This is a genomic window from Sphaerisporangium fuscum (genome assembly GCF_018531465.1).
GTDB lineage: Bacteria > Actinomycetota > Actinomycetes > Streptosporangiales > Streptosporangiaceae > Sphaerisporangium > Sphaerisporangium fuscum.
In genome coordinates this window covers 168,639-194,802 of the sequence record NZ_JAHDTF010000025.1, presented here as the reverse complement: position 1 = coordinate 194,802, position 26,164 = coordinate 168,639, and the positions used below count along the sequence as shown (strand labels likewise).

19 protein-coding genes are annotated in these 26,164 nt (G+C 71.5%); 11 read left to right on the top strand and 8 right to left on the bottom strand.

The window, feature by feature from the left end:
* Nucleotides 1-400 precede the first annotated feature (400 nt).
* On the bottom strand, nt 401-5,254 hold the full coding sequence (locus KIK05_RS30610) for an Lhr family helicase (protein ID WP_308250181.1): 4,854 nt from the start codon (nt 5,252-5,254) through the stop codon (nt 401-403).
* A gap of 172 nt (nt 5,255-5,426) precedes the next feature.
* On the opposite strand from KIK05_RS30610, the gene KIK05_RS30605 reads away from it, so the two are divergent.
* The 4 genes from KIK05_RS30605 (at nt 5,427) to recX (ending at nt 8,863) form a co-directional block, all read left to right on the top strand.
* Entirely contained in the window at nt 5,427-5,915 is a 489-nt protein-coding gene (locus KIK05_RS30605) for a VOC family protein (RefSeq protein WP_214414341.1), read from the top strand.
* A 64-nt stretch (nt 5,916-5,979) separates the two neighbouring features.
* Entirely contained in the window at nt 5,980-6,174 is a 195-nt protein-coding gene (locus KIK05_RS30600; RefSeq protein ID WP_214414340.1) for a DUF3046 domain-containing protein, read from the top strand.
* A 261-nt stretch (nt 6,175-6,435) separates the two neighbouring features.
* Entirely contained in the window at nt 6,436-7,530 is a 1,095-nt protein-coding gene (gene recA / locus KIK05_RS30595) for a recombinase RecA (protein WP_214414339.1), read from the top strand.
* Nucleotides 7,531-8,377: 847 nt separating this feature from the next.
* The gene (recX, locus tag KIK05_RS47345; RefSeq protein WP_372455623.1) at nt 8,378-8,863 is read left to right on the top strand and encodes a recombination regulator RecX; all 486 of its coding nucleotides are present in this window, start codon (nt 8,378-8,380) and stop codon (nt 8,861-8,863) included.
* Nucleotides 8,864-9,318: 455 nt separating this feature from the next.
* Here recX and KIK05_RS30585 read toward each other — a convergent pair whose 3' ends face one another.
* A complete protein-coding gene (locus KIK05_RS30585) occupies nt 9,319-10,284 on the bottom strand; it encodes an LLM class F420-dependent oxidoreductase (RefSeq protein WP_214414337.1) in 966 nt (321 codons plus the stop codon).
* Nucleotides 10,285-10,742: 458 nt separating this feature from the next.
* On the opposite strand from KIK05_RS30585, the gene rny reads away from it, so the two are divergent.
* Entirely contained in the window at nt 10,743-12,353 is a 1,611-nt protein-coding gene (rny, locus tag KIK05_RS30580; protein ID WP_250563715.1) for a ribonuclease Y, read from the top strand.
* 36 nt (nt 12,354-12,389) lie between these two features.
* On the opposite strand, the gene KIK05_RS30575 is transcribed toward rny, so the two are convergent.
* The 6 genes from KIK05_RS30575 to KIK05_RS30550 form a co-directional block, all read right to left on the bottom strand.
* A complete protein-coding gene (locus KIK05_RS30575) occupies nt 12,390-14,294 on the bottom strand; it encodes a S9 family peptidase (protein WP_214414336.1) in 1,905 nt (634 codons plus the stop codon).
* A 38-nt stretch (nt 14,295-14,332) separates the two neighbouring features.
* Nucleotides 14,333-15,232 carry a substrate-binding periplasmic protein gene (locus tag KIK05_RS30570; protein WP_214414335.1) on the bottom strand — a complete coding sequence of 300 codons (900 nt, stop codon included), beginning with the start codon at nt 15,230-15,232 and terminating at the stop codon, nt 14,333-14,335.
* A gap of 52 nt (nt 15,233-15,284) precedes the next feature.
* Entirely contained in the window at nt 15,285-16,163 is an 879-nt protein-coding gene (locus KIK05_RS30565) for an amino acid ABC transporter permease (RefSeq protein WP_214414334.1), read from the bottom strand.
* Nucleotides 16,164-16,209: 46 nt separating this feature from the next.
* Nucleotides 16,210-16,893, bottom strand: coding sequence for an amino acid ABC transporter permease (locus KIK05_RS30560; protein ID WP_214414333.1), 684 nt, complete (start codon nt 16,891-16,893; stop codon nt 16,210-16,212).
* Between the two features lie 60 nt (nt 16,894-16,953).
* Nucleotides 16,954-17,811, bottom strand: coding sequence for a glutamate ABC transporter substrate-binding protein (locus KIK05_RS30555; protein WP_214414332.1), 858 nt, complete (start codon nt 17,809-17,811; stop codon nt 16,954-16,956).
* Between the two features lie 126 nt (nt 17,812-17,937).
* The gene (locus KIK05_RS30550; protein WP_214414331.1) at nt 17,938-18,693 is read right to left on the bottom strand and encodes an amino acid ABC transporter ATP-binding protein; all 756 of its coding nucleotides are present in this window, start codon (nt 18,691-18,693) and stop codon (nt 17,938-17,940) included.
* A gap of 257 nt (nt 18,694-18,950) precedes the next feature.
* Here KIK05_RS30550 and miaB point away from each other — a divergent pair, with 257 nt between their 5' ends.
* From miaB to dapF, 6 genes are all read left to right on the top strand, one after another.
* Complete coding sequence (gene miaB / locus KIK05_RS30545) at nt 18,951-20,426, top strand: tRNA (N6-isopentenyl adenosine(37)-C2)-methylthiotransferase MiaB (RefSeq protein WP_214414330.1); 1,476 nt, start codon at nt 18,951-18,953, stop codon at nt 20,424-20,426.
* Between the two features lie 1,267 nt (nt 20,427-21,693).
* Nucleotides 21,694-22,689 carry a CAP domain-containing protein gene (locus KIK05_RS30540; RefSeq protein WP_214414329.1) on the top strand — a complete coding sequence of 332 codons (996 nt, stop codon included), beginning with the start codon at nt 21,694-21,696 and terminating at the stop codon, nt 22,687-22,689.
* 73 nt (nt 22,690-22,762) lie between these two features.
* Nucleotides 22,763-23,488, top strand: a complete 726-nt coding sequence (locus tag KIK05_RS30535) for a class III extradiol ring-cleavage dioxygenase family protein (protein WP_214414328.1) — start codon at nt 22,763-22,765, stop codon at nt 23,486-23,488.
* 88 nt (nt 23,489-23,576) lie between these two features.
* On the top strand, nt 23,577-24,104 hold the full coding sequence (locus tag KIK05_RS30530; protein ID WP_250563746.1) for a methylated-DNA--[protein]-cysteine S-methyltransferase: 528 nt from the start codon (nt 23,577-23,579) through the stop codon (nt 24,102-24,104).
* Nucleotides 24,105-24,145: 41 nt separating this feature from the next.
* Entirely contained in the window at nt 24,146-25,063 is a 918-nt protein-coding gene (miaA, locus tag KIK05_RS30525; protein ID WP_308250180.1) for a tRNA (adenosine(37)-N6)-dimethylallyltransferase MiaA, read from the top strand.
* A gap of 11 nt (nt 25,064-25,074) precedes the next feature.
* A complete protein-coding gene (dapF, locus tag KIK05_RS30520; protein ID WP_214414326.1) occupies nt 25,075-25,917 on the top strand; it encodes a diaminopimelate epimerase in 843 nt (280 codons plus the stop codon).
* Nucleotides 25,918-26,164 lie beyond the last annotated feature (247 nt).

The window sequence follows — 26,164 nt, the reverse complement described above, 5'->3', positions numbered from 1 at the left end:
CCTCTAGCCCTCCGCCGTGCAGAACGGCGTCCAGCTCGCCTCTTGCCCCCTGTCCCGTGCGATGGCCTTCGGTCCGCCTCCTGCCCTCTGTCGTGTAGGACGGCGTCGGGCTCGCCTCTTGCCCTCTATCCCGTGCGATGGCCTTCGGTCCGCCTCCTGCCCTCTGTCGTGTAGGACGGCGTCGGGCTCGCCTCTTGCCCTCTGTCCCGTGCGATGGCCTTCGGTCCGCCTCCTGCCCCCTGCCGTGCAGGACGGCCCCAGGCCGCCACCTGACCCCTGCCCCGCGCACGACCGTCCCGGCCCGCCACCTGGCGCACCGCGCACTCACTAGCTCCCGTTCGCCCTGTGCGCGGCAGCGTCGCTCCGCCGGATCCTCTCTTCGCTCGTCAGAGGGGTCGGATCAGGAACGTAGGCGGAGGCCGCGAGGGGTCGGGTGGAAGCCGGCGGCCTCGAGGGCGGCGGCCAGGGGGGAGTCGACGATCGCCGTGCCGTCGGCCTTCTCGACCGTGAGCTTGCCCAGGGCCCCATCGCGTACGGCGAGGGCGAGCGCGTCCACCGCAGGTTGCAGCCGGTCGTCGTCGGTGAAGGACAGCAGTGTCTTTCCGCCACGCTCGACGTACAGCATCAGACGGCCGTCCAGCAGCACCACCAGCCCCCCCGCCTTACGCCCCGGCTTGTGGGTGACGTCGCCCGGATGGGGCGGCCACGCCAGGGCAGCGCCGTACGGATTGGCGGGATCGGTCGCCGCGAGGACCACCGCCCGCCGGGCGCCGGCAGAGCCGGTCGCACGCCGGTCGCCGATGGAGCCGTCCGCACGCCGGCCCGTGTCGCCGGGGAATCCGGTGGTGCCGGCGAGGTGGTCCTCGCGCGGCCGGTCGCCGTCCGTGCCGGAGGACGTGGCGGCGGCGATGGCGCGCATGCGGTCGACCGCGCCGGGCAGGGCGAACTGCGCGCCGCCCAAGCCTTCGACGAAGTAGCCGCGACGGCACCGCCCGGACTCCTCGTACGCCCGCAGCACGGGATACACGGTCGCGAACCCCTCGACGAGACGTTCGGCCGCCACCGCTCCCTTGGTGATCACGCCGTGCCGTTCGAGGAGCACCTCGGCCTGCGCGTGCGCGCGCTGAGTGGGGTCGCCGGAGGGCTCGGGCAGCAGCCACCAGCGACCACTCACGGTAGGAGGTCCGGACCGGGTCGGCAGTACGGCCCGGCGCCTCCGGGTGGACGTCGCCCGATGCGCGGGCCGTCCGGAGCCCAAGGCCGCCCGCAGCGGCGCGAGCGTGTCCCCCGAGACCCGCCCCGACCAGACCAGATCCCACAACACGCCGGCGAGCGCGGTGTCGTCGAGCGACTCGGCCCGATTGGCGAGGTCGCGGAAGAACAACGCGCCCCCGCCGCCCAGGACGTCGAGCACCTTCTCGTGCAGCGGAGTCAGGGTGATCTCGGCGGGCGGGGGCAGCAGCAGGGGAGCGGTGTCGGCGAAGAACAGCGACACCCAGCCGTCACCGCCCGGCAGCGAGCCCTGCCCGGCCCAGATGACCTCCCCGGACGCGGTCAGCTCGTCGAGCATGGCCGGCTCGTACCCCGGCACCCTGCTCGGCAGCACCAGCGTCTCCAGTGCCGACCCCGGCACGGCCGCGCCCTGCAACTGCTCGATCGCGTGCACCAGAGCGTCGATGCCCCGCGCGGACCGGCCTTCGGTGATACCGTGCCAGGCGGGTGAGAACGCGCCGAGGGCCTCGGGCGGGACCGGCTCGACCTCCTTGCGGAGCCGCGCGAGCGACCTGCGCCGCAGCATCCGCAGCACCCCCGCGTCGCACCACTCCTCGCCCCAGCCTCCCGGGCGGAACTCCCCGGCCAGCACCCTGCCCGAGGACGCCAGCCGCCGCAGCGCGTCGACCACCACGGCCACGCCCAGGCCGAACCGCGCCGCCGCGGTGGTCGCGGCGAACGGCCCGCGCGTGCGGGCATGCCTGGCGAGCAGGTCGCCCAGTGGGTCGGTCACCGGCTCCAGGAAGGCGTGCGGCACCCCCATGGGAACAGGAGCGCCGAGCGCGTCGCGCAACCGCGCGGCGTCCTCGATCGCCGCCCACTGCTCCACGCCCGCCACCCGCACGCGGATCGCCCGCCTGGCGTTCTCGAGCTCGGCCAGCCACGCCGGGTCGCCCTCGCGCACGGTGACGTCCTCGGCCTGCAACGGGCCATGGGTGCGCAGCAGATCGGCCAGATCCTCGGTGTCGCGCAGCGGCCGGTCGAGGCGCGCGAGCTCGCGCTCGGTGTCGGCCACGACGTCGGGATCGAGCAGCTCCCGCAGGTCGGCCTCTCCGAGCAGCTCGGCCAGCAGGTGGGTGTCGAGGGCGAGAGCCTGGGCCCGCCGCTCTGCCAGCGGCGCGTCACCTTCGTACATGAAGGCGCCGACGTAGGCGAACAGCAGTGACGCGGCGAAGGGCGAGGCCTGGTCGGTCTCCACCTCGACCACCCGCACCCGCCGGGCCGCGATGTCGCGCATGAGCCGCACCAGCCCAGGCACGTCGAAGACGTCCTGCAGGCACTCGCGCATCGTCTCCAGCACCACCGGGAACGAGCCGTACCTGCTGGCGACCTTCAGCAGGTCGGCCGCCCGCTGGCGCTGCTGCCACAGCGGGGACCGCCTGCCGGGATTGCGCCGCGGCAGCAGGAGCGCCCGTCCGGCGCACTCACGGAACCGCGAGGCGAACAGCGCGGACCCGCCGAGCTCCTCGGTGACGATCTGCTCGATCTCGTCGGCGTCGAACACCGCCACATCGGTGGGCGCACCCTCCAGGGTGTCGGGGATGCGCAGCACGATGCCGTCGTCGGAGTGCATGGCCTGCACGTCGACGCCGTACCGCTCGCGCAGTCGCCGGCCGATCGCCAGCGCCCACGGGGCGTGGACGCGGGCGCCGTACGGGGTGTGGATCACCACGCGCCAGTCGCCGAGCTCGTCGTGGAACCGCTCGACGAGCAGGGTGCGGTCGTCGGGGACGTAACCGGTGGCCGCCCGTTGCTCATCGAGATAGGCGAGGAGATTGCGGACGGCGAACGCGTCGAGCCCCGCCTGTTCGAGCCGATCGGTCTTGCCCTCGGACAGGTCGCGCAGGAACGCCCCCAGTGCCCGGCCGAGCTCGGCGGGACGGCCCGGCGCGTCCCCGTGCCAGAACGGCAGCTTGCCCGGCTGGCCGGGAGCGGGGGACACCAGCACGCGGTCGGCGGTGATGTCCTCGATGCGCCAGGAGGTCGCGCCCAGCACGAAGACGTCTCCTACGCGGGACTCGTAGACCATCTCCTCGTCGAGCTCGCCGACCCTCCTGCCGCCGCGCCCGGTGTCGCCCCCGGCGAGGAAGACGCCGAACATGCCCCGGTCGGGGATGGTGCCGGCGTTGGTCACCGCGAGACGCTGGGCGCCCGGACGGCCGGAGACGCGGCCGGTCACGCGGTCCCACACGACGCGGGGCCGCAGCTCGGCGAACTCCTCGCTCGGGTAGCGCCCCGCCAGCATGTCGAGGGTGGCCTCCAGCGCGCTTCTCGGCAGCGTGGCATACGGCGCGGCCCGCCTGACGACCTCTTCGAGCTCGTCGACGGTCCACTCGTCGAGCGCGCACATCGCCACGACCTGCTGGGCGAGCACGTCGAGGGGGTTGCGCGGGTAACGCATCTCCTCGATCTCGCCGGCTTTCATGCGCTCCGACACGACGGCCGTCTGGACCAGATCGCCACGGTACTTGGGAAAAATGACGCCCTTGGAAACCGCGCCCACCTGGTGCCCGGCACGGCCGATGCGCTGCAGGCCGCTGGCGACGCTGGGCGGGGCCTCCACGCAGGCCACCAGGTCGACCGAGCCCATGTCGATGCCGAGCTCGAGGCTGGAGGTGGCGACCACGGCCGGCAGGCGCCCCGACTTCAGCGCCTCCTCGATCTGGGACCGCTCCTCCTTCGACACCGAGCCGTGGTGAGCCCGCACGACCTCGGGCACCGCCCCCTTGGTGGACCCGGCCTGCGCCATGACCTCGGCGGGTGACGAGGGCGCCGGCACGAACGACCGGGCGGGCTCGCCGCCGTCCCCGGACGGGAGGGCGGGCCCGCCGAGCCTGTGGCCGTCGCCGGAGGGACCGGGGGAGGGGTCGCCGGTCGGTGACGCGGCCTCCGGGGGCCGGGGCGCCGCCCGGTCGTCCGCGACGGACTGGTGATCATCGGGCGCGTCGGTGTACCACAGCTCGTCGAGGGCGTCGCCCGACCGGCCGGCCCGGCCCGCCGCCTGCTCGGCCTTCTCGAAGGCCAGCTCGTTGAGCCGGGCGCACAGACGCTCGGCCAGCCGCCGGGAGTTGGCGAACACGATCGTGGAGCGATGGGCTTCGATCAGCCCGAGCAGATGCTCCTCGACATGCGGCCAGATGGAGCGCCGCGGCGGAGGCTCCATCGACCACGACTCCTCGCCCTCGCCGAACCCGGCGGGCCGCCGCGGCGCGTTGTCGAGCTCGGTCATGTCTTCGACCGGGACCACCACGTCGATCTCGATGACCTTCTCGGACGGCGGCTGCACCACCGTGGTCGGACGCGCTCCGCCGAGGAACGCCGCCACCTCGCTGACAGGGCGCACGGTGGCCGACAGGCCGATGCGCTGCGCGGGCCTGTCCAGCAGGGCGTCGAGCCGTTCGAGCGTGAGCGCCAGATGCGCGCCGCGCTTGGTGGCCGCGACGGCGTGGACCTCGTCGACGATGACCGTCTCCACGTCGCGGAGAGCGTCACGCGCCTTGCTGGTGAGCAGTAGATAGAGGGACTCGGGAGTGGTGATCAGGATGTCGGCGGGGGCGGCGGCGAAGCGGCGGCGGTCTTCGGCCGCCGTGTCGCCCGACCGGATGGCCACGGAGATCTCCGGGACGGGGCGGCCCATGCGGCGGGCGGTCTGCTTGAGACCGGTGAGCGGCGCCCGCAGGTTGCGTTCGACGTCGACGGCGAGCGCCTTCAGAGGCGACACGTAGACGACGCGGCACCCCGGCCGGCGGCCCTTCTCCTCGCCCCCGGAGTCGCCGGCCATGCGCTCGGCGGCCAGGCGGTCGAGGGACCACAGGAAGGCGGCGAGGGTCTTGCCCGACCCGGTCGGGGCGACCACCAGCGTGTTGTCTCCACGGGCGATCGACTCCCACGCGCCCTGCTGGGCGGCCGTGGGCGCAGCGAAGGCGTCGGCGAACCATTGCCTGGTCACCGGAGTGAAGTGGTCGAGCGGCGATGTGGTCACCGCTTCATGATGCAACCCGCCACCGACAAAACGAGCCGCCGCCCACCTGCCTGACCTGCCCGAAGAGTCGCTGAAGCCGTCATACGCCCAGGTTCGCCCGCGTTCGGACGAGGGGCGCTCGGCGGTCCCCGCCGGGCTTGACATCGGCCGAGACCGGGCCGTCCCCTGAACTATGGACATCGACTACGCCGCCATCGAGACGAACCGAGCGCGTATCCGTGAGCGGTATCTCCGCGCGGAGCGTCCCGAGAGCAGCGCGCGTGGGCTCCACCACATCGCGTTGATCTGCTCGGACGTCGAGCGGACGATCAAGTTCTACCAGGAGCTGCTGGAGTTCCCGCTCACGGAGATCTTCGAGAATCGCGATTACAAGGGGTCCAATCACTTCTTCTTCGATATCGGCAACGGCAACCTGCTGGCGTTCTTCGATCTTCCCGGGCTCGACCTCGCGCCGTACCAGGAGGTGCTCGGCGGCCTGCACCACATCGCCATCTCGGTCGAGCGCGGGAAATGGGAACGGCTCAGGGGCAAGCTCGACGCCGCGGGCGTGCCGTACCAGATGGAGAGCGACGCCTCCATCTATTTCCGCGATCCCGATGGCGCGCGCCTGGAGCTCCTGGCCGACCCTCTGGGGGAGATGTACGGCTCGCGGGTGCTGTGAGGCCGGGCGAAGGGGGGAGGCGGCGAAGGTCCGCCGGAGTCGGGTCGGGCACCATACTGGGACTATGCGCTTGACGGACTTCTGGAGCCGGATGAACCGCCACTTCGGCGAGAGATACGCCGAGTCCTGGGCGCGTGACTATGTGATCGCCGAGCTCGGGGGTCGCACCGTGACGCAGGCCCTGGCCGAAGGGGTGGCGGCCAAAGACGTCTGGCACGCCGTGTGCGGCGTCGCCGACGTCGACCCCCGGTTGCGCTGAAGCCCCCTGCCTTCTGCCCGTCCTTTCCTTTCCGTCCAGGCCGACCCGGCCGCGCCTCTTACCCATGGGGGCCGGCTGCCCTCGTACCCAGGCCCGCATCACCTGGTGAACGCGTCGACTGTGTTCGGTCTGTGATCGAACAGGCGTTCGGCTATATTGAAGGGGCCGACGCCCGTGGTCCCGCTCCGCGAAAATGTCGGTGGCACCCCGTAGCTTGCTAGCGACGGAAACGACTTCGACACACCCTCCAGGGGGCACTCCATGGCAGCCAACGACCGCGAGAAGGCCCTTGAGACCGCGCTCGCCCAGATTGAGCGGCAGTTCGGCAAGGGCTCTGTCATGCGCCTCGGCGATGACGCACGAGCCCCCATCGAGGTGATCCCCACCGGGGCCATCGCGCTCGACGTCGCCCTCGGCATCGGCGGTTACCCCCGCGGCCGCATCATCGAGATCTACGGCCCCGAGTCCAGCGGTAAGACCACGGTCTCGCTCCACGCGGTGGCCAACGCGCAGCGCGCGGGCGGCATCGCGGCGTTCATCGACGCCGAGCACGCGCTCGACCCCGAGTACGCCCGCAAGCTCGGCGTCGACACCGACGCCCTGCTGGTCTCCCAGCCCGACACCGGTGAGCAGGCGCTCGAGATCGCCGACATGCTCATCCGCTCCGGCGCGATCGACCTGCTGGTGATCGACTCGGTGGCCGCCCTCGTGCCCAAGGCCGAGATCGAGGGCGAGATGGGCGACAGTCACGTCGGCCTCCAGGCCCGCCTGATGTCGCAGGCCCTGCGCAAGGTCGCCGGCGCCCTCAACAACACCGGCACGACCGCCATCTTCATCAACCAGCTGCGCGAGAAGATCGGCGTCATGTTCGGCTCGCCCGAGACCACGACCGGTGGTAAGGCGCTGAAGTTCTACGCCTCGGTGCGGCTCGACGTCCGCCGCATCGAGACCCTCAAGGACGGCACCGAGCCGGTCGGCAACCGCACCCGGGTCAAGGTCGTGAAGAACAAGATGGCCCCGCCGTTCCGGCAGGCCGACTTCGACATCCTCTACGGTGTCGGCATCTCCCGCGAGGGTGGCCTCATCGACATGGGCGTCGAGCACGGCTTCGTCCGTAAGGCCGGCGCCTGGTACACCTACGAGGGCGACCAGCTCGGGCAGGGCAAGGAGAACGCCCGCAACTTCCTCAAGAACAACCCCGACATCGCCAACGAGATCGAGAAGAAGATCAAGGAGAAGCTCGGCGTCGGTCCTCGCATCGACAGCCCGGCCGAGCCCCCCGCGCCTCCGGTGGTGGCTCCCGCTCCCGCGGCGGCGGGTCGCGGCAGCAAGGCGCCCAAGCCCGGTGACGTCTGATCCGAGCTGATCACGTATGCCTGCCAGCGACGACACCCCTGGCCGTCTCCGGCCAGGGGACTGGGGAGCGTGGATCGAGGAGGATCCTGACGATCACGGTCCCGGCGAAGGGGCCGATGAGCGACCGCCCCGGCGCCGACCGTCCCGCGGCTCCCAGAGCGAACGACGCACGTCCCGATCGCGCAGGTCCGCCCAACCCGGGCAGGGCCACGTATCCGACGATCGGCGGGACGGCCGTGGGTCCGGCCCGGCCGGCGACGGTTCCGTGTTCGACCGGTTCCGTGAGGGCGGTTCAGGCGCGGCCCGCGCCGACGGCGGCGATGCCGGCCCCGGCGGCCCGTGGGAGGGTTCTGAGGGCGGTTGGTCCGGCGGTGGTTCGGCATTCGACCGCTTCCGCCAGGGGGGTTCCCCCTCCGGGCGTACAGGTGGAACAGACGCCGGCGTCGATGATCCGCAGGACGGTTCTGGCGGCGGTCGGTCCGGCGGCGATTCGGCCTTCGACCGGTTCCGTGAGGGTGGTTCGGGCTCGCGTGGTGCGGGGGTCGATGATCCTTGGGACGGTTCTGGGGGTGGGGCGTCCGGCGGTGGTTCGGGGTTCGACCGGTTCCGTGACGGTGGCCGTTCGGGTGAGAGCGGCGCCGGTGAGGTTTTCGACCGGCCGGGGCGGCGTGACCAGGCTGACGCCGCTGAGGAGGAGGCCAGGCTCGGCCGTGACCGGCGGAGTGGTCGGGGAGGCGGTAGGGCGAGGGGACGTTCCCGGGCCGGCGGGCCGGGCCGGGAACATGGGTTCGACGGGCCCGTCGAGGGGTCGCTCGCGGCGCAGGGGCCTCCGGCCGACCCCGAGGCGGTGGCCAGGGCAGTCTGCCTGCGCCTGTTGACTCTGGCACCGCGCACCCGAGCGCAGCTCGCCGAGGCGTTGCGCCGCCGGAACATCCCCGACGACGCCGCGGAGTCTGTACTCTCCCGCTTCTCCGATGTCGGGCTCATCGACGACGAGGCGTTCGCCGAGGCGTGGGTGTCCTCCCGTCACGCCGGACGCGGCCTCGCCCGGCGGGCTCTCGCCGCCGAGCTACGCACGCGTGGCGTCGCCGAGGAGACCGTGCGCGAGGCGGTCGACCAGCTCGATCCCGACCAGGAGCTCGAGACGGCCAGGCGGCTGGTCGCCCGCAAGCTCCCGGGCACCCGAGGGCTGGAGCCGGCCGCCAGGGTACGGCGGCTGGCCGGCATGCTCGCCCGCAAGGGCTATTCCGGCAGCGTGGCCTACCGCGTCGTCCGCGAGGCGCTCGAAAGCGAGGGCCAGCCCACCGACGACCTCCCCGAAGGCTTCGACTGAATCCGCCGGACATAACATCGACGGCACCAGCGAGCCGATCGAACATCCGAACGCGGGCATGCCTTTCCTGTGACGGGGCGAGTTGAGGACGATGACACCTCCGGCGGGTCGAGCAGGGGACGACCACCGCCTCCGGCAGGGCGAGTAGGGAGGACCACACCTCCGGCGGGGCGAGGAGGACGACGCCTCCGGCGGAGATCCCTTCTGGGTGGCTCAAGACGGTGATCGGGCCGACCTGGAACGGTCGGTTCGTCACCGGGTGTGTCCGCGAGTGTCAGGTTCCGGTGGGCGAGGTCACAGCCTTCGTAGGGCCGGGAGGAGTTCTTTCTCGGCCCAGAGGACGACGCCTCCGGTGGGGGTCCCTTCTGGGTGGCTCAAGACGGTGATCGGGCCGACCTGGAACGGTCGGTCCGTCACCGGATGTGTCCGCGAGTGTCAGGTCCTGGTGGGCGAGGTCACAGCCCTCGTAGGGCCGGGAGGAGTTCTTTCTCGGCCCAGCCGAGGAACTCCTGCTGGTGGTCGGCGCCGATCTGCACCAGGGCCACGTGGGTGAAGCCGGCCTCGGTGAACTTGCGGACCGCCTCCACCACGGCCTCCACGTCCGCGCCGCACGGCACCTGCTGGGCGACGTCCTCCGGACGGACGAACTTCGAGTACGCCGCGAAGTTGACCGGCCCGGGGAGCTCGGAGAGCACCTTCCAGCCGGCGGGGAACCATCTCCACAGGCGGTGTGCCCGCTCCTTGGCGGCCTCGGCGTCGGTGTCGTAGGAGATCGCGATCTGCCCGTACACCGGCTTCCCCTCGCCGCCGGAGGCCTTGAAGCGTTCGACGAGCCGGCCGGCGGGCTCCGTGGTGATCAGCGCGTCGCCGTACTCCGCCGCCAGGTCGATCGACTGCGGCCCGCCGGCGGCGATGCCGATCGGCACCGGCTCGTCGGGCAGGTCCCAGAGCTTGGCGGAGTCGACGGTGTAGTGGTCGCCGCGGTAGCTGATGTAGTCGCCGGTGAACAGCGCCTGGATGATCTCCACGGCCTCGGCGAACATCTCGTGGCGGATGTTGACCGGTGGCCAGTTCTGCCCGACCACGTGCTCGTTGAGGTTCTCTCCCGCGCCGAGCCCCAGCGTGAAGCGTCCGTCCGACAGCGCTCCCATGGTCGCCGCCTTCTGCGCCACGACGGCGGGGTGGTACCGGATGATCGGGCAGGTGACGTACGTCATCAGGGGAAGCCGCTCGGTCGCGTTGGCGACGGCGCCGAGCACCGACCAGGCGTACGGCGAGTGCCCCATCTCGTCCAGCCAGGGGAAGTAGTGGTCGGAGATGACCGCGTAGTCGAAGCCGGCCCGCTCGGCGCCGACGGCGTCGCCGACCAGCTGCTTCGGCGTGGTCTGCTCGCACATGAGCGTGTAACCGATCTGTGCCATGGCGGCCCCATACCCGCTCGGTCCGGGAACGTGCCGCCGGCGTCGAAAATCTTCTGAATGGGGCCGGTCAGCAGGTGAAGGTCCGCAACAGCCCGTAGCTCATCTTGAGATCATTTTTCATGTCTTTAGCCCCACAAGGGGATTTTTCGGGCGGCGCCCCCAAGCCACCCCTCTCCGGCTAGAGGGCAAAAGTGGCTTGACGGGCGGACTTTGCTTGCTCGTTACCTCTCTGACGCTTAATCTCGACCACAGTGAGGAGTTACTCCGCGGTGCGGATTGCCATAACCATGGACGACGGACGATCTAGATGATCACACCCGCCGGCCCGGTGCCCTGACATCAGGGGCATCAGGACGTCGGAAATATTTGTCTGGCCAGAATCGCCCGGTCGGGCCGGTCCGTGCTGTGCGTAACCCCTCGCGTGCTGAGGTTCGCGACGCGAGGAGGGGTGGGCGCGCATGAGTTCGACAGTCGTGATCATGCTGGCGATAGCCTTTGTCCTGCTGGCATTGTTCGCGATCGTCGTGCTCGTCGTACTCATACGCCGCACCGCGCTCGTCCGCAAAGGGCTCACCCCCGAGCAGCTCGCGGAGGTCCACTCCGAGCTCGAGGAGGCCCGCCGCGAGGGCATGGAGATCCGCATCAAGGCCGAGTCCGACGCGAGCGAGGTGCTGCGCAGGGCGGAGGCCGCGGCCGAGGGCGCCATACGGATGCGCCAGGAGGTCGAGGACGAGGCCCGCACGCTCAAGACCGAGCTGAAGGAGCTCAGGTCCGACCTCGAACGCCGGGAGAACCGCCTGGCCGAGCGCGAGCAGCGGCTCGACGAGGAGGCGCGCAGGCAGGCCGAGCGCGGCAGGAAGCTCGCCGAGACCGAGACCGAGCTCGCCGACCGCCGCGCCGAGCTCGACAAGGTCCACGAGCAGCGCCGCGAGGTCCTGGAGCGCCTGGCCGGACTGACCGCCGAGCAGGCGAAGGCCGAGCTGGTCATGACCATCGAGAACCAGGCCAAACGCGAGGCCGCGCTGATCGTCAGAGAGATCGAGAGCGAGGCGCGCAAAGAGGGCGAGAAGCGCGCTTGCAAGATCGTCACTCTGGCCGTGCAGCGGGTGGCGACCGAGCAGACGGCGGAGTCGGTCGTGAGCGTGCTGCACCTGCCGAGCGACGAGATGAAGGGCCGCATCATCGGCCGCGAGGGCCGCAACATCAGGGCCTTCGAGTCCACGACCGGGGTCAACCTCATCATCGACGACACCCCCGAAGCCGTTCTACTGTCCTGTTTCGACCCGGTGCGCCGGGAGACCGCCCGGCTGACGCTGGAGAAGCTCGTCCTCGACGGCCGGATCCACCCGCAGCGCATCGAGGAGGCCTACGAGCGGAGCAAGGAGGAGGTCAAGGACCTCTGCGTGCGCGCCGGTGAGGACGCCCTGGTCGAGCTCGGCATCACCGACATGCACCCCGAGCTGATCATGCTGCTCGGCCAGCTCCGCTACCGCACCTCCTACGGCCAGAACGTGCTCAAGCACCTCGTCGAGTCCGCCCACATCGCCGGCATCATGGCCTCGGAGTTGCGCCTGGACCCGATGCTGCTCAAGCGCTGCACAGTGCTCCACGACATCGGCAAGGCCCTCACCCACGAGGTCGAGGGCAGCCACGCCCTCATCGGCGCCGAGATCGCCCGCCGCTACGGCGAGCACGAGGACGTGGTCCACGCCATCGAGGCGCACCACAACGAGGTCGAGGTGCGCACCGTGGAGGCGGTGCTCACACAGGCCGCCGACGCGATCAGCGGCAGCCGTCCCGGCGCGCGCAGGGAGTCGCTGGAGGCGTACGTCAAGCGGCTGGAGCGGCTCGAGGAGATCGCGCAGTCGTACGACGGGGTGGAGAAGGTCTTCGCCATGCAGGCCGGTCGCGAGATCCGCGTGATGGTCAGGCCGGAGGCCATCGACGACATCCAGGCCCAGGTGATCGCCCGCGACGTCGCCAAGCAGGTCGAGGAGGAGCTGACCTACCCCGGGCAGATCCGCATCACCGTCGTGCGCGAGTCACGCGCTACGGAGTTCGCCCGCTGAGCCCCGTTCGCCCCGCTCCCCGGCCTGGCAGACGGGTCAGGTGAGCCGGAACAGCTGCAGGTAGAAGGCCAGTTCGGCGGCGAGTGCCGCGATTCGCGTCTCGGCCCGGCGAAAGCCGTGTCCCTCGCCCTCGAAGGCGAGGTAGGTGCAGGGCACCCCGCGCTCGGTGAGGGCCGCGACGAAGGCCTCCGACTGCGACGCGGGCACGATCGGATCGTCCTGCCCCTGCATGAGCAGCATCGGGCAGTCGATCTGCCCCGCCTTCGCCAAAGGGTCCCGCCGGGCGTACAGAAGCGGATCTTCCGGCCCGACCAGCCACTCGACGTACCGCGACTCGAAGTCGTGGGTGGAGGCGGCCAGCGGGCCGAGGGCGCTGACCCCGGCGATCGACACCCCGCCGCAGAAGAGGCCGGACGCGCAGCAGGCCGCCATGGTGGTCCAGCCGCCCGCGCCCGCCCCGCGGATCGCGATGCGCTCGGGGTCGGCGAGCCCGTCGGAGAGCAGCCACTCGGCGGCGGCGATCGTGTCCTCCACGTCGACGACGCCCCACTGCCCCCGCAGGCTCTCCCGGTAGGCGCGGCCGTATCCGGTGGAGCCGCCGTGGTCGACGTCGATGACGCCGATGCCCCGGCTGGTCAGGAACGCCTTGTGCAGGTCGAGCGCCGTGGTGCTGTGCGCGGTGGGACCGCCGTGCACGAAGACGACGTACGGCGGCGCGGCGTCGCCGCGGCTCACCGACGGGTTGGCGGGCGGGTAGACGTGGGCGTGCACCCGCCGCCCGAACCTGCTGTTGATCTCGACCGGGCGGGGGACGGGGAGGTAGGCGGGGTCGGGCGGTGCGGCGAATTCGCGGCGGAGGCTCTCCGCCCGCCCGGTCGCGGTGTCGACCCGCACGACCGACGTCGGGACCGTGGCCCCGTAGGCGATGCCGCACAGCGTGGAGCCGGCGGCGCCGAGGCAGGGGATCCACCCGTCGTAGGGGAGGTCGGGCTCGCTGAGCACACCCGACTGAGGGTCGAGGAAGGCCAGCCGCATGTCGCCACGCCCGTGCAGGACCGCGAGCCGTCCGTCGCCGAGGACGACGTACGGCGCGCCGCCCAGCTCGCCGGGCGCCCATGCGAACTCCTCGTCCAACGGGCACAGGGGCCGGGACGACGGCTCGTGGACGTCGGCCTGGTAGAGGTTCCACCAGCCGGAGGCGTCGGAGATGAGGTAGAGGGTGCGGTCGTCCCTCCACCGGGGTGCGAGGACGGACTCCGCCGGCCCGCCCCTCACGCGCCAGGAGGCGCCGCCGTCGAGCCTGGTGACGCGCAGCTCCGTGCCCGTCCAGGGCATCCGCGGATGGTCCCAGCAGATGTAGGCGATGTGCTCGCCGTCGGGGGAGATCGCCGGGAAGGCGTAGAAGTCGCTCCCGGCGACCCGCTGCCGGGGTTCCTCGTCACCGCTCAGCGGGACGGACACGATCGCCCTGGTCACCTTGCCGTCGTCTCCGTGGCGCTCCTGGACGCACCACACCTCGCCGCCGTGCACGAGCAGGTCGGCATAGCGCAGGCCGCACGGCACGCACGGCTTGGGGGTGATGGGGTAAGGCCTGCCGGAACCGCCGGCGGGGAGGACGTAGAGCCGCTGGTCGGCGTGATTGGCGAAGACGACTCCCACCCCCGGCGCCACGGCGTACGACCGGCCGCCGTACTCGTGGACGCGGGTGCGGGCGTCCCAGGGGGCCGGCAGCAGCTCTCGCAGAACACCGTCGGCGGCGCGGTGGACGAGGGTGCGCCGCCCGCCTTCGGCGGGACGGCTCTCCTCCCACCAGATCTCGTCGCCGAGGACCGCCGGGTATCCGGGGCGCAGCCCGGAGCGGACGACATCGGAGGTGGAGATCGGCGAGGGCCAGGCACCGAACGGAACGGAGGGGTGCCCGGACGTGCGCTCGGGGGGCATAGCCGCATCCTGCCGGAAAACCTCACGGCGTGTGGCCGCTACGGTGCTGATCGTTTTCGGACGTACCGCTCCAAAGGTGGCGGCGAGGTGTATTTCGCGGCCAGGGATCCGAGGTTGTCGATCACAGCGCGCCGCCAGGCGCCCTCCCGGTACATCGCGCGCAGGGCGTCGTCCACCTCGGCGTACAGGCGGCCGCCGGTGCGCACCGCCAGGCCGTACCTGTGGCGCGAGAAGGTGTACCCGACGAGGCGGAAGGAGCCGGGTGAGGCGGCGGCGACGCCCGCGAGGACGGCCGCGTCGTCGGTCACCGCGTCCACCCGCCCGGCGGCGAGCATGCGCGCGCAGTCCTCGACCGTCGAGGTGATGAGGAACGCCCGCTGCCACGCCACGCCGAACCTGGCGACCAGCGGGCCGGGCGAGCCGGTGCACACCCTCTTCTGCGTGAGATCGCGCAGGCGCCGGACCGAGAGGTCGCCGGCCGGCACCAGGATGTCCTCGGCGGAGACGAGGTACGGCCCGGCGAGCGCGTACGAGCCCGTGCCGGGCGGCGGGACGTACGCCCGGGCGCGCGGCAGGAGCACACCCATCGCGAGGTCGACGCGGACCCCCGGACGCCCCTCGACGGCAGGGGACGGCGTGGCGGCGGGCGGGCCGAGCTCGACGTAGGTGACCTGGTCGTCGCGGTACCCCAGCCGCCTCGCGACATACCCCGCGACCTGCACGTCCAGGCCTTCGTAACGGCCGTCGGCGAGCCGGCCGGCCAGGCCCGGACGTCCGGGCCGCACTCCGACGACGATGCCGTGTCCGTCGCCCTCACAACCGCCGAGGAGGACCCCCAGCGCCACGAGGAGCACGGCCATGACGAACCCGGGAGCGGCGCGCCGCGCCCGCGCCCGCTCCCGTGAAGGCGGCGGTGCGGCGGGCGGCGTCCTGCTCATCGCAGCATTAGAGCCGCCCGCCACGGGCCCCGCCCGCGACCAGGGGAAAGCTTTACGCTCCCCCTTCTCCGACCCCCACGGCCGCAGGGGCCTGGACCGGGGCCGCGGCGGTGCGGCGGCTGCGCCTGCTGCGCTGTTCGAGCCGGTTCGCCAGGTAGCTCAGCGCCAGGTTGATCGCGATGTAGACCACGGAGATGACCATCGCGCTCGGGATGAGGTTGCCGAAGTTCGCCGGGATCTGCTTGAGGCCGAAGTTCAGCAGCTCCTCGTAGGCGATGACCCACCCGAGGGCGGTGTCCTTCAGGAGCACCACCATCTGGCTCACGATCGCCGGCATCATCGCCGTCGTGGCCTGGGGCAGCAGGATGAGGCGCATCACGCCGCTCTTGCGCAGCCCGAGGGAGTAGCCGGCCTCCGACTGCCCGCGCGGCACGGCCTGGACGCCCGCCCGGAAGACCTCGGCCAGCACCGAGCCGTTGTACAGCGTCAGGCCCAGCACCACCGCGACGAAGGCCGGGACGCTGAGGGTGTAACCGCTCATGGTCGCAGGGCCGGCCTGGATGAAGAAGATCAGCAGGAGCAGCGGGATGGCGCGGAAGAACTCCACGATCGCCGCCGACGGCACCCGGATCCACGCGTGCTCCGACAGCCGGCCCAGGCCGAAGACGATGCCGAAGAGAAGCGCCAGGACCGCCGAGACGGCGGCGGCCTCGAGCGTGGCCAGCAGGCCCGGGAGGATCTGCCCGGTCCACACCTCCGCGCGCAGGAACGGCTCCCACAGCTTGCCCTCGAACTGCCCCTTGTCGGCCAGCCCCTTGATCAGCAGGTAGGCGATCCCGAGGATCACGACCGCGGAGACGAGGGTGAGGATGTTGTTGCGCAGGCGCGCCCGGGGGCCGGGCACGTCGAAGAGAACGCTCGCGGTGCTCACCGGCACTCCTCCTGTCCGCCGAGCCGCGTCGGCCGTGCCTGGACGCTCATCGGACCACCGCCATGCGCTTGGCGAGCCAGCCGAAGAAGAACCCGCTGGGCAGCGTCAGCACCATGTATCCCGCGGCGAAGCCGAGGAAGATCGGGAGGGTGCCGCCGTAGTCGTCGAACATCTGCTTCATCACCGCCGACGCCTCGATGTAGCCGGCGACGATGACGATGGTCGTGTTCTTGGTCAGGGCGATGAAGATGCTGCCGAGCGGGGCGATCACCGTGCGGAACGCCTGCGGGAGCACCACCAGCCGAAGCGACTGCGTGAAGGTCAGGCCGATGGCGCGCGCGGCCTCCGCCTGGCCGACGTGCACGGTGTTCATGCCCGAGCGCAGCGCCTCGCAGACGAACGCCGCGGTGTACGCCGAAAGGCCCGCCGTCGCCCACCAGTAGTAGTTGGTGCCCGGGTCCTTCGAGAGGGTCAGCTGCAGGGTGTCGCTCAGCCCGAGGGCGCACAGCAGAAGCACAAGGGTGAGCGGCGTGTTGCGCAGGATGTTGACGTAGATCGTGCCCACGGCCCGCAGGACTGGCGTGGGCGACACCCGCATGCCGGCCAGGATCGTGCCGAGGATCAGGGCGAGCAACCCGCTCATGAGGGTGAGGCGGATCGTCGACCAGAATCCCGCGAGGATCGTGCCGAACTCCTGGGCGAGTGGACTGAAGTCGAAAAATGATTCCATCGTGCTCCACCGGAGACGGGGAGCGCCGGTGAGGAGGCCTCACCGGCGCGGGGAAGATGATCAGCTGCAGCCCTCGGCGGGCGGGGCGCCGGTGGCGGTGAACTTCAGTCCCGTTCCGCTGAAGTGCTTGTCGAACAGCTTCTGCATCGTCCCGTCCTGGTACATCTCGGTGATGGCCTTGTTGACGGCCTCACAGGTCTCCTTGTCGCCCTTCTTCAGGCCGACGCCGTACTTCTCGTCGGTGAACGGGGCGCCGGTGACCTTCAGGGCGCTGCCCTCACGCTTGGCGTAGCCGGCGAGGATCATGTCGTCGGTGGTCACGGCGTCCAGCGCGTTGCCCTTGAGCTTGGTGATGCACTCGTCGTAGGCCCCGGCCGGCACCAGCGTGACGTCGACCTTCTTGTTCTCCTTGTTGGTGCCCTCGGAGATGTTCTTCCAGGAGTTCGAGCCGGTCACCTGACAGATGCGCTTGCCCTTGAGGCTGTCGAGGGAGGTGATCGAGGTGTCGTTCGCGCGCACCAGGGTGTCCTGGTGGGCGATGTAGAACGGCCCGCCGAAGGTCACCTTGGGCTTGCGGGCGTCGGTGATGGAGTAGGTGGCGACGACCATGTCGACCTGCCCCTGCTGGAGGAAGGTCTCGCGGTTGGCCGAGCGCGCCTCCTTCCAGGTGATGCCGCTCGGCTGCACGCCCAGCTTGCCCGCGATGTAGGTCGCCACGTCGACGTCGAAGCCCTCGACGGTGCCGTCGGGCTTCTTCAGGCCCATGCCGGGCTGGTCGTACTTGACGCCGATCGTGAGCTTCTTGTCGTCCTTGGCCTTCTGCAGAGCCGACTTCGGGGCGCTGCTGCCGCAGGCGGCGAGGCTGCCGGCCAGTGCCGCGGCAGATAGGAGGATGGCCCCGATCTGTCGTGAACGCATATGCGAGTACCTCGGCTTTCTTCGTGAGGAAGGGTCGGTTTCAGCGCAGGCGGGCGGTGCCTGGGGTGAACGGCGGAGGGCCGCGCGCCTCGATGCCGGCGCACGGTCCTTCGGCCGCCTGTCGATTCAGTGGGTGAGGATCTTGGAAAGGAAGTCCTTGGCCCTCTCGGTGCGGGCGTTGGTGAAGAACTCGTCAGGGGTGTTCTCCTCGACGATCTGACCGCCGGACATGAACACCACCCGGTGGGCGGCCCGGCGGGCGAAGCCCATCTCGTGGGTCACGACCATCATGGTCATGCCGTCACGGGCCAGCCCGATCATGACGTCGAGCACCTCCTGCACCATCTCGGGGTCGAGCGCGGAGGTGGGCTCGTCGAAGAGGATCATCTTCGGATCCATCGCCAGGGCACGGGCGATGGCCACCCGTTGCTGCTGGCCTCCGGACAGCTGGGCCGGATACTTGCTCGCCTGGTTGGCGATGCCGACGCGTTCGAGCAGCTCCATGCCCCGCTTCTCGGCCTGCTCGCGGGCGACGCCCCGCACCTTGATCGGGCCCAGCGTGACGTTCTCCAGGATCGTCTTGTGGGCGAACAGGTTGAAGGACTGGAACACCATGCCGACGTCGGACCTGAGCCGGGCCAGCGCCTTTCCCTCGGCGGGAAGGGGTTTCCCGTCGAAGATGATCGTGCCTGAGTCGATCGTCTCGAGCCGGTTGATGGTGCGGCACAGCGTCGACTTGCCTCCCCCGGAGGGGCCGATCACCACGACGACCTCCCCTCGGGAGACCGTCAGGTTGATGTCCCTGAGCACGTGCAGGGAACCGAAACTCTTGTTGACGTTCTCGACTCTGACGAGAGGAGTCGCGTCCCCGTTCTCCGTCATGTTGCACAACGTAGGTGGTCAGGGCCGCCTGTCACTAACCGGGTGGTACCGATCCCATCACGGCCTTGTCACAACGGCCTCGGAACGCGCCAAGGCAAGCCGATACGGGACGAGGGCGGCCATAGCCTGGAACGTTCCTACAGCCCGGGAGCCCGCGAGCCGAGGGCGCCCGCCGCCGTAGGGGGCCGTGCGCGGCGCGGAAGTGCCGGCCGGGCGAACACGGCCGCGCCGGGGAGCGCCTACCCTTGTCTGTTGAGATGACTGTCACCGAGGAGCGCCCGCGCACCTACGAAGTGCGCACCTACGGGTGCCAGATGAACGTCCACGACTCCGAGCGGCTCTCCGGCCTGCTGGAGGACGCCGGCTACGTCCCGGCGGTCGACGGCGAGACCGCCGACGTCGTCGTGTTCAACACCTGTGCCGTCCGCGAGAACGCCGACAACCGCCTGTACGGCAACCTCGGCCATCTGCGCCCGGCCAAGGTGAAGAACCCCGGCATGCAGATCGCCGTGGGCGGCTGCCTCGCCCAGAAGGACCAGGGCGAGATCGTCCGCAGGGCGCCCTGGGTCGACGTCGTCTTCGGCACGCACAACATCGGCTCGCTGCCGGTCCTGCTCGAACGCGCCCGCATCGCGCAGGAGGCCCAGGTCGAGATCAAGGAGTCGCTCGAGGTCTTCCCGAGCACCCTGCCGACCAAGCGCGAGTCGCCGTACGCCGCGTGGGTGTCGATCTCGGTCGGGTGCAACAACACCTGCACCTTCTGCATCGTCCCGTCGCTGCGCGGCAAGGAGAAGGACCGCCGTCCGGGCGACATCCTGGGCGAGGTCCGCTCCCTCGTCGACCTCGGCGTGCTCGAGATCACCCTTCTGGGGCAGAACGTCAACACCTACGGCGTCGAGTTCGGCGACCGGCTGGCCTTCGGCAAGCTGCTGCGCGCCTGCGGCGACGTCGAGGGGCTCGAGCGGGTGCGCTTCACCTCGCCGCACCCGGCGGCGTTCACCGACGACGTCATCGCCGCGATGGCCGAGACGCCGAACGTCATGCACCAGCTGCACATGCCGCTGCAGTCGGGCTCCGACCGCATCCTCAAGGCCATGCGCCGCTCCTACCGCGCCGAGCGCTACCTCGGCATCATCGAGCGGGTCCGCGCGGCCATGCCCGACGCGGCCATCTCGACCGACATCATCGTCGGCTTCCCGGGGGAGACCGAGGAGGACTTCCAGGCGACGCTGGAGGTCGTGCGGCGCTCGCGGTTCGCCAACGCCTTCACCTTCCAGTACTCCATCCGCCCCGGCACCCCGGCCGCCACGATGCCCGACCAGGTGCCCAAGGAGGTCGTCCAGGAGCGGTACGAGCGGCTGGTCGCCCTGCAGGAGGAGATCTCCTGGGATGAGAACAAGGCGCAGGTCGGCCGCACGCTGGAGGTCCTGGTCGCCGAGGGCGAGGGGCGCAAGGACGACGCCACCCACCGCATGTCCGGGCGGGCTCCCGACAACCGCCTGGTCCACTTCGTGCCCGGCGAGGAGACGCCGCGGCCGGGCGACATGGTGACCGTCGAGGTCACCTACGCCGCTCCGCACCACCTCGTCGCCGACGGTCCCGCCCTGGCGCTGCGCCGCACCCGTGCGGGCGACGCCTGGGAGGCCAGGGAGAGCGCGGCCTGCGGCACGGGCACCGGTTCGGGCAAGCCCGGCACCGTGTCCCTCGGCATGCCCGTCCTGCGCCGCTCCTGACCACCCGGCGCCCGCTCGCGTACGCCGCGGGCGGCCGTACGTCCTCGGCGCGCCGCCGTACACCCGGGGTGCGCCGGCGCTGTACGTCCGCGGCGTGCCGCCGTGCGTCCGTGGCGTCCCGGCGCCGGTGACCGGCCGCCGTCCCCGCGCGGCGGCCGTCGCTCGTGTGGGGGGTCAGTGCCGGTCGTCGAGCAGCCTCTCGCAGTAGTCGCGGCGGAAGTCGTCGAACCTGGCGCAGGGGTCGGGCGACGACGGGCCCTGCCGTCCGGCGGGAGGCGCCGGTGGCCTGGCCGCGGGTGGTGCCGGCCGCCTCGCCGCGGGTGGCGGCACGGCCTGCCCCGCCGGGGGCCCGGTTCGCGCCGGTGGCGCCTGCGTGCCTCTGGGCCGCTCCTCACGCCGCCGTTCCCGGCCAGAGGGATGGCCACGGTGAGAACCGTCTCTCTCCGGCGCCCGGCCCGCCGTCCCCGGCCCGCCCCCGGCGGCCCTCGCCTCCGCCGCCGGCCCTGAGCCCGTCTCGGGCCTCTCGGCGGCCCTCGCCTCCACCACCGCCTCCGGTCCCTCGGCGGACGGTGCCGGTACCGGGGCCGTCCAGAGGCGCTCGGGCCGGTCGTTCGGCACGACCTGTGCCTTGATCACCGGTACCGCGTGCCCTGGCGGCCGCGTCCCGGATCGGGAAGCCGCCGGGTGCGGGTCCGGAGCGGACTCCTGGGCTGTCCCGGGAAGCCCCGACCAGAGCCTGGGCCGGGCCTCCACCTGCTCCCGCGCACCCTCCGAAGGGCGGTGACGTGCGTTTTTTTCGTGTTCGAATGTCTCGCCGGACTCGCGCCTGATCACGATGGTCCCGCGCCCCGTCGTCGCGCCCTGGAGGGCCGTCGCGGGGTCCGAGGCGGAGAGCTCCGGATCCTCCGCTGGGGCAGGCGATCCGGGGATGAGGGGCGCGCCGGCGAGGATGATCCCCAGCCCGAAGCCGCAGACGACCGCCGCCACGCCGCCGAGTGTGGCCACTGTTCGAAATGAGACCGATCCAAAAGATGATAAGTCGTGATTCTTACGTGATCGACGTGCGGTAATTCGCCTCATGGGGCTAGTGTGACGACCGCCCGCGGAAGCCGGAGTGCTTTCCCCCCGATACGCCGCAGGAGTCACTTACATGGATCGGCACGACCATCCGTCGCCGGGCCGCTTTGACGAGTCCAGCCCCATGTCCCCCGTCGAACACCTCTCTTCCGAGCCGCCGGCCCCGTCGCGTTCGGGCAGGCGAGTCGTCATGCTGAGCGCCGCGGCGGTGCTCGCCGCGGCCGTGAGCGCCGGAGGGGTCATCACCCTCACCGGCAACACCGCCGGCAGCGGTGCCGGTGCGGTGACCCGCCAGTCGTCCGAGCGGACGGCCGGCGGCGCCGACCAGGCGGGAGACGCCACGCAGGCCGCCGACTCCGGCGACGCCTCGTCCTCGGGGGGCCAGACCGACCTGGGTTCCGGCGACTCCGCCGCGCCGGGCTCCTCCTCCGGCTCCGGCGGCTCCCCGGGTTCGTCCGGCTCCAACGGCGCCGGCTCGGAAGACGTGGCCGACGAGTCCGGCTCCCAGGCCGTGCCGGTGTCCGGGACCCGGAACGCCAAGAACAAGAAGCAGTCGGCCGTCGACACCGAAGGCCAGGCCGGGGGCCCCCATCCGGACGGCCCGGCGGGGTACGTCGAGCCCAACGCGCAGTCGCCCGGCAGGGCGTCCGGTCTGGGCGGCGGTTCCTACGCGCCCTCCGGCTCCCGGCCGTCGGCCTCGCCCACGCCGAAGGCGTCGGCGACGGCCCGGAGCACACCCAAGCCCGGCAAGAGCCCGGTCAGGGCGACGCCGAGCCCGTCCGCGACCGGCGCGGACGCCAAGCTCGTCACCGCCGAGGACGAAGTGGTCCGCCTCACCAACGCCGCCAGGCAGGAGCAGGGCTGCAGCCCGCTGCGGATCGACGAGCACCTGCGTGAGGCCGCCCGCGGGCACTCCGACGACATGGCCGCCAAGGGCTACTTCGACCACAACTCGCAGGACGGCCGCAGCCCCTGGGACCGCATCAAGGCCGCCGGGTACAAGTCGTCGATGTTCGCCGAGAACATCGCCAGGGGCCAGGCCACTCCCGAGGCCGTGGTCAAGGCGTGGCTGAACAGCCCCGGTCACCGGGAGAACATCATGAACTGCGGGCTCAAGGCCATCGGCGTCGGCGTCCACTTCGGCTCCGGCGGCCCCTGGTGGACCCAGGACTTCGGCGCCAGCTGATCCTTGGGGCGCGGTCTCCACCTGCCTGAGCCCTTGTGGAAACCGCGCCCGGCCCGTCGACTAGCCTGATCTTGTGCTTGTCGCAGCGGCCGTGTGCCCGCACCCTCCGTTGATCGTCCCCGAGCTCGCCGGCGCAGCCGCGGCCGAGCTCGACGGCCTGCGTGAGGCGTGCGTGGCGGCGATCACCTCGCTCCTGGCGTCCCGGCCGGACGTGCTCGTCGTCGTCGGCGGCGCGCCGGCGGCGGGCTCCTACGACGCGGATGCCGGCGGCAGCCTGGCCGCCTGGGGCGTCGACGTGCGCGTCGGCGAAGGAGACCCCGTGCTCCCGCTGTCGCTGACCATCGGGCGCCGTCTGCTCGACATGGCCGGCGGCGCGGCCCCCTCGGCGTACGCGGCGGTCGCCTCGGACGCCCCGGCGGCCACCTGCGAGCAGACGGGCCGTGAACTGGCCGGGCGTGGCCGGCGGGTGGCCTTGCTCGTGATGGCCGACGGCTGCGCGACGCTCACCGTCAAATCGCCCGGCTACCTCCAGCCGGACGCCGAGGCCCACAACCGGGCGCTCGCCCGTGCCCTCGGCGCCGCCGACGTCGCCGCGCTCGCCGCCCTCGACCCGGACGAGGCCGAACGGCTCTGGATCGGCGGACGGGCCGCGTTCCAGGTCCTCGCCGGCGCCGCCCGCCCAGGGCCCCGCGACGAGGACGGAGACCGTTTCGTCGCCGAGTTGCTCTACGATGACGCACCCTACGGTGTCGGTTATTTCGTGGCCCGCTGGCGTCTGCCGGAGCCGGGCCCGGCATGATCCGGCGGACGGTGCGCGGCGTCCGCGCGCCGCGCCGTGGATACCGTGAAGTGACGGATTTCTTCGGCGTGTGAAGGGGCGTGAAGTGATGCTGGACGTCGCCTTCGGCAGCGTGCCGACCCCGCTCGGCGACTTCCTGGCGGCCGTCACCGCCGACGGCGTGGTCGCCACCGCGTTCGACGACACCGAGCGCACGCGGCGCAGGCTGCTCGACCGGCTGCGCGCCCGGGAGGCGGGTGACGCCGACCGCACGGCGGCGGTCCGCGACGAGCTGGCCGGCTACTTCGCCGGACGGCTGCGCCGGTTCACGCTGCCCGTCGACTGGCGCCTGATGTCCACGTTGCAGCGCCGCGTGCTCGGCGCCCTGCACGCCACGGTGCCGTACGGCAAGGTCACGACCTACGGCGATCTCGCGGTGAGCAGCGAGGCGGGCGTACCGGCGCGCGCCATCGGGTCGATCATGGGCAGCAACCCGATCCCGGTCATCGTGCCGTGCCATCGTGTCGTCGCCGGCAACGGCCTGGGCGGGTTCAGCGGCGGCGACGGGGTCGATTCCAAGCGCTGGCTGCTGACCCTGGAGGGCTACCTCCAGCCGACCCTCGACTGGGAGCTGTAGGCGGGCCGCCGGTGGAACGAACACGAAGGCAGGTGTCTGTGGTGGAACGTACGCGAGGGCGGCCGCCGGTGGTCGCCGTCGTGGGGCCGACCGCGGCCGGAAAGTCCGACCTGGCCGTGGAGCTCGCCCTCCGGCTGGGCGGCGAGGCGATCAACGCCGACTCCATGCAGCTGTACAAGGGCATGGACATCGGCACCGCCAAGCTCACCCTCGCCGAGCGGCGCGGCGTCCCCCACCACCTCCTCGACGTCTGGGATGTCACCGAGACGGCGAGCGTCGCCGAGTACCAGCGAATGGCGCGCCCCCTCATCGACGACCTCAGGGCAGCCGGGAAGGCGCCGATCCTGGTCGGCGGCTCAGGCCTCTACATCCGGGCCGCCCTCGACGACCTGGAGTTCCCCGGCACCGACCCGCGGGTCCGCGAACGGCTTGAGGCCGAGCTCGACGCCGTGGGGTCCGCCGTCCTCCACCAGCGGCTGAAGGAGCTCGACCCGGTGGCGGCGGAGGCGGTCCTGGCGAGCAACGGCCGCCGTATCGTCCGCGCCCTCGAGGTGATCGAGCTCACCGGCAGGCCGTTCTCGGCCACCATGCCCTCCTACGACGCGGTCTACGAAAGCGTGCAGATCGGCGTCGAGGTGCCCAGGCCCGTGCTCGACGAGCGCATCGCGGTCCGGGTCGACCGCATGTGGGAGGCCGGGTTCGTCGACGAGGTGCGCGCCCTCGTGCCCCAGGGCCTGCCGCGCGGCCGTACGGCCAGCAGGGCTCTCGGCTACGCCCAGGTGCTGCGCTTCCTCGAAGGGGAGTGGAGCGAGGAGCAGGCGCGCGAGGAGACCATCCGGGCGACACGCCGGTTCGCGCGGCGTCAGGAGTCGTGGTTCCGCCGCGACCCACGGGTGAGCTGGCTGCCCTTCGATGCCCCTGACCTGCTCGAACAGGCCTCGGCGCTGGTCGGGGCGTAGACTACGGTGACATGCGTTTCGTAAAGGGCCACGGCACAGAGAACGACTTCGTCATCCTTCCCGACCGCGACGGGAGCATCGATCTCTCGGCGTCGCTGGTCACGTCGCTGTGCGACCGCCGGACCGGCATCGGTGCCGACGGCGTCCTCCGCGTCGTGCCCGCCAAGCTCAGCCCCGAGGCGATCGGCATCCTCGACCGCGAGGGCACGGGCCGGCAGCGCGACGCCGAATGGTTCATGGACTACCGCAACGCCGACGGCAGCGTCGCCGAGATGTGCGGGAACGGCCTGCGGGTCTTCGCCCGCTACCTTGTCGACGCCGGGCTGGCCGACGCCGGCGAGTTCGACGTCGTGACCCGCGCGGGCCTGCGGCGCGTGCGGCTGGACGCCACCGGTGACGTCACGACCGACATGGGCGCGCCGCAGATCCTCGGCGAGAGCTGGACGACCGTCGGCACCGCTGAGTACGGCGGGCTGGTGGTCAGCATGGGCAACCCGCACCTCGCGTGCGTCACCGGGGATCCGGTGGCCCAGCTCGACCTCACCTCGCAGCCCGGGTTCGACCCGGCGGTGTTCCCGACGGGCGTCAACATCGAACTGCTGAACGTGGTGGGGGAGCGCCGCGTCGTGATGCGCGTCTTCGAGCGCGGCTCCGGCGAGACGCGGTCCTGCGGCACCGGCACCGTCGCGGCGGCGGTGGCGTCGGCGCACATGGCCGGGGAGGCGACGGGCGAGTGGACGGTCGAGGTCCCCGGCGGCCTCCTCACGGTGACCCTCGACGACGACACCAGCTACCTCACCGGTCCCGCCGTCCTGGTGGCCGCCGGCGAGATCCCTCCCCAGACGCTCATCTAGCCGCCTTCCCGCCCGTCACCGGGCCTTGGGCCGGACAGCCGCCCCGGCCCGGGAGGGTTCCTTCACGGACACGGGTCCACGGTGACGGCGGCGCTCTTCTTCAGGGGCGGCCTCGTGGGTTCCTTCCCGTGCACGCGTCTACGGCTGCCGACCAGGCCGCCCTCGGCATGTTTTCCCCAAGCCGAGGGCGTCTTGGGGGCTTGTGGGCGATTCGTCTGGGCGGGTTATCCACAGCAAGGCTCGCTTG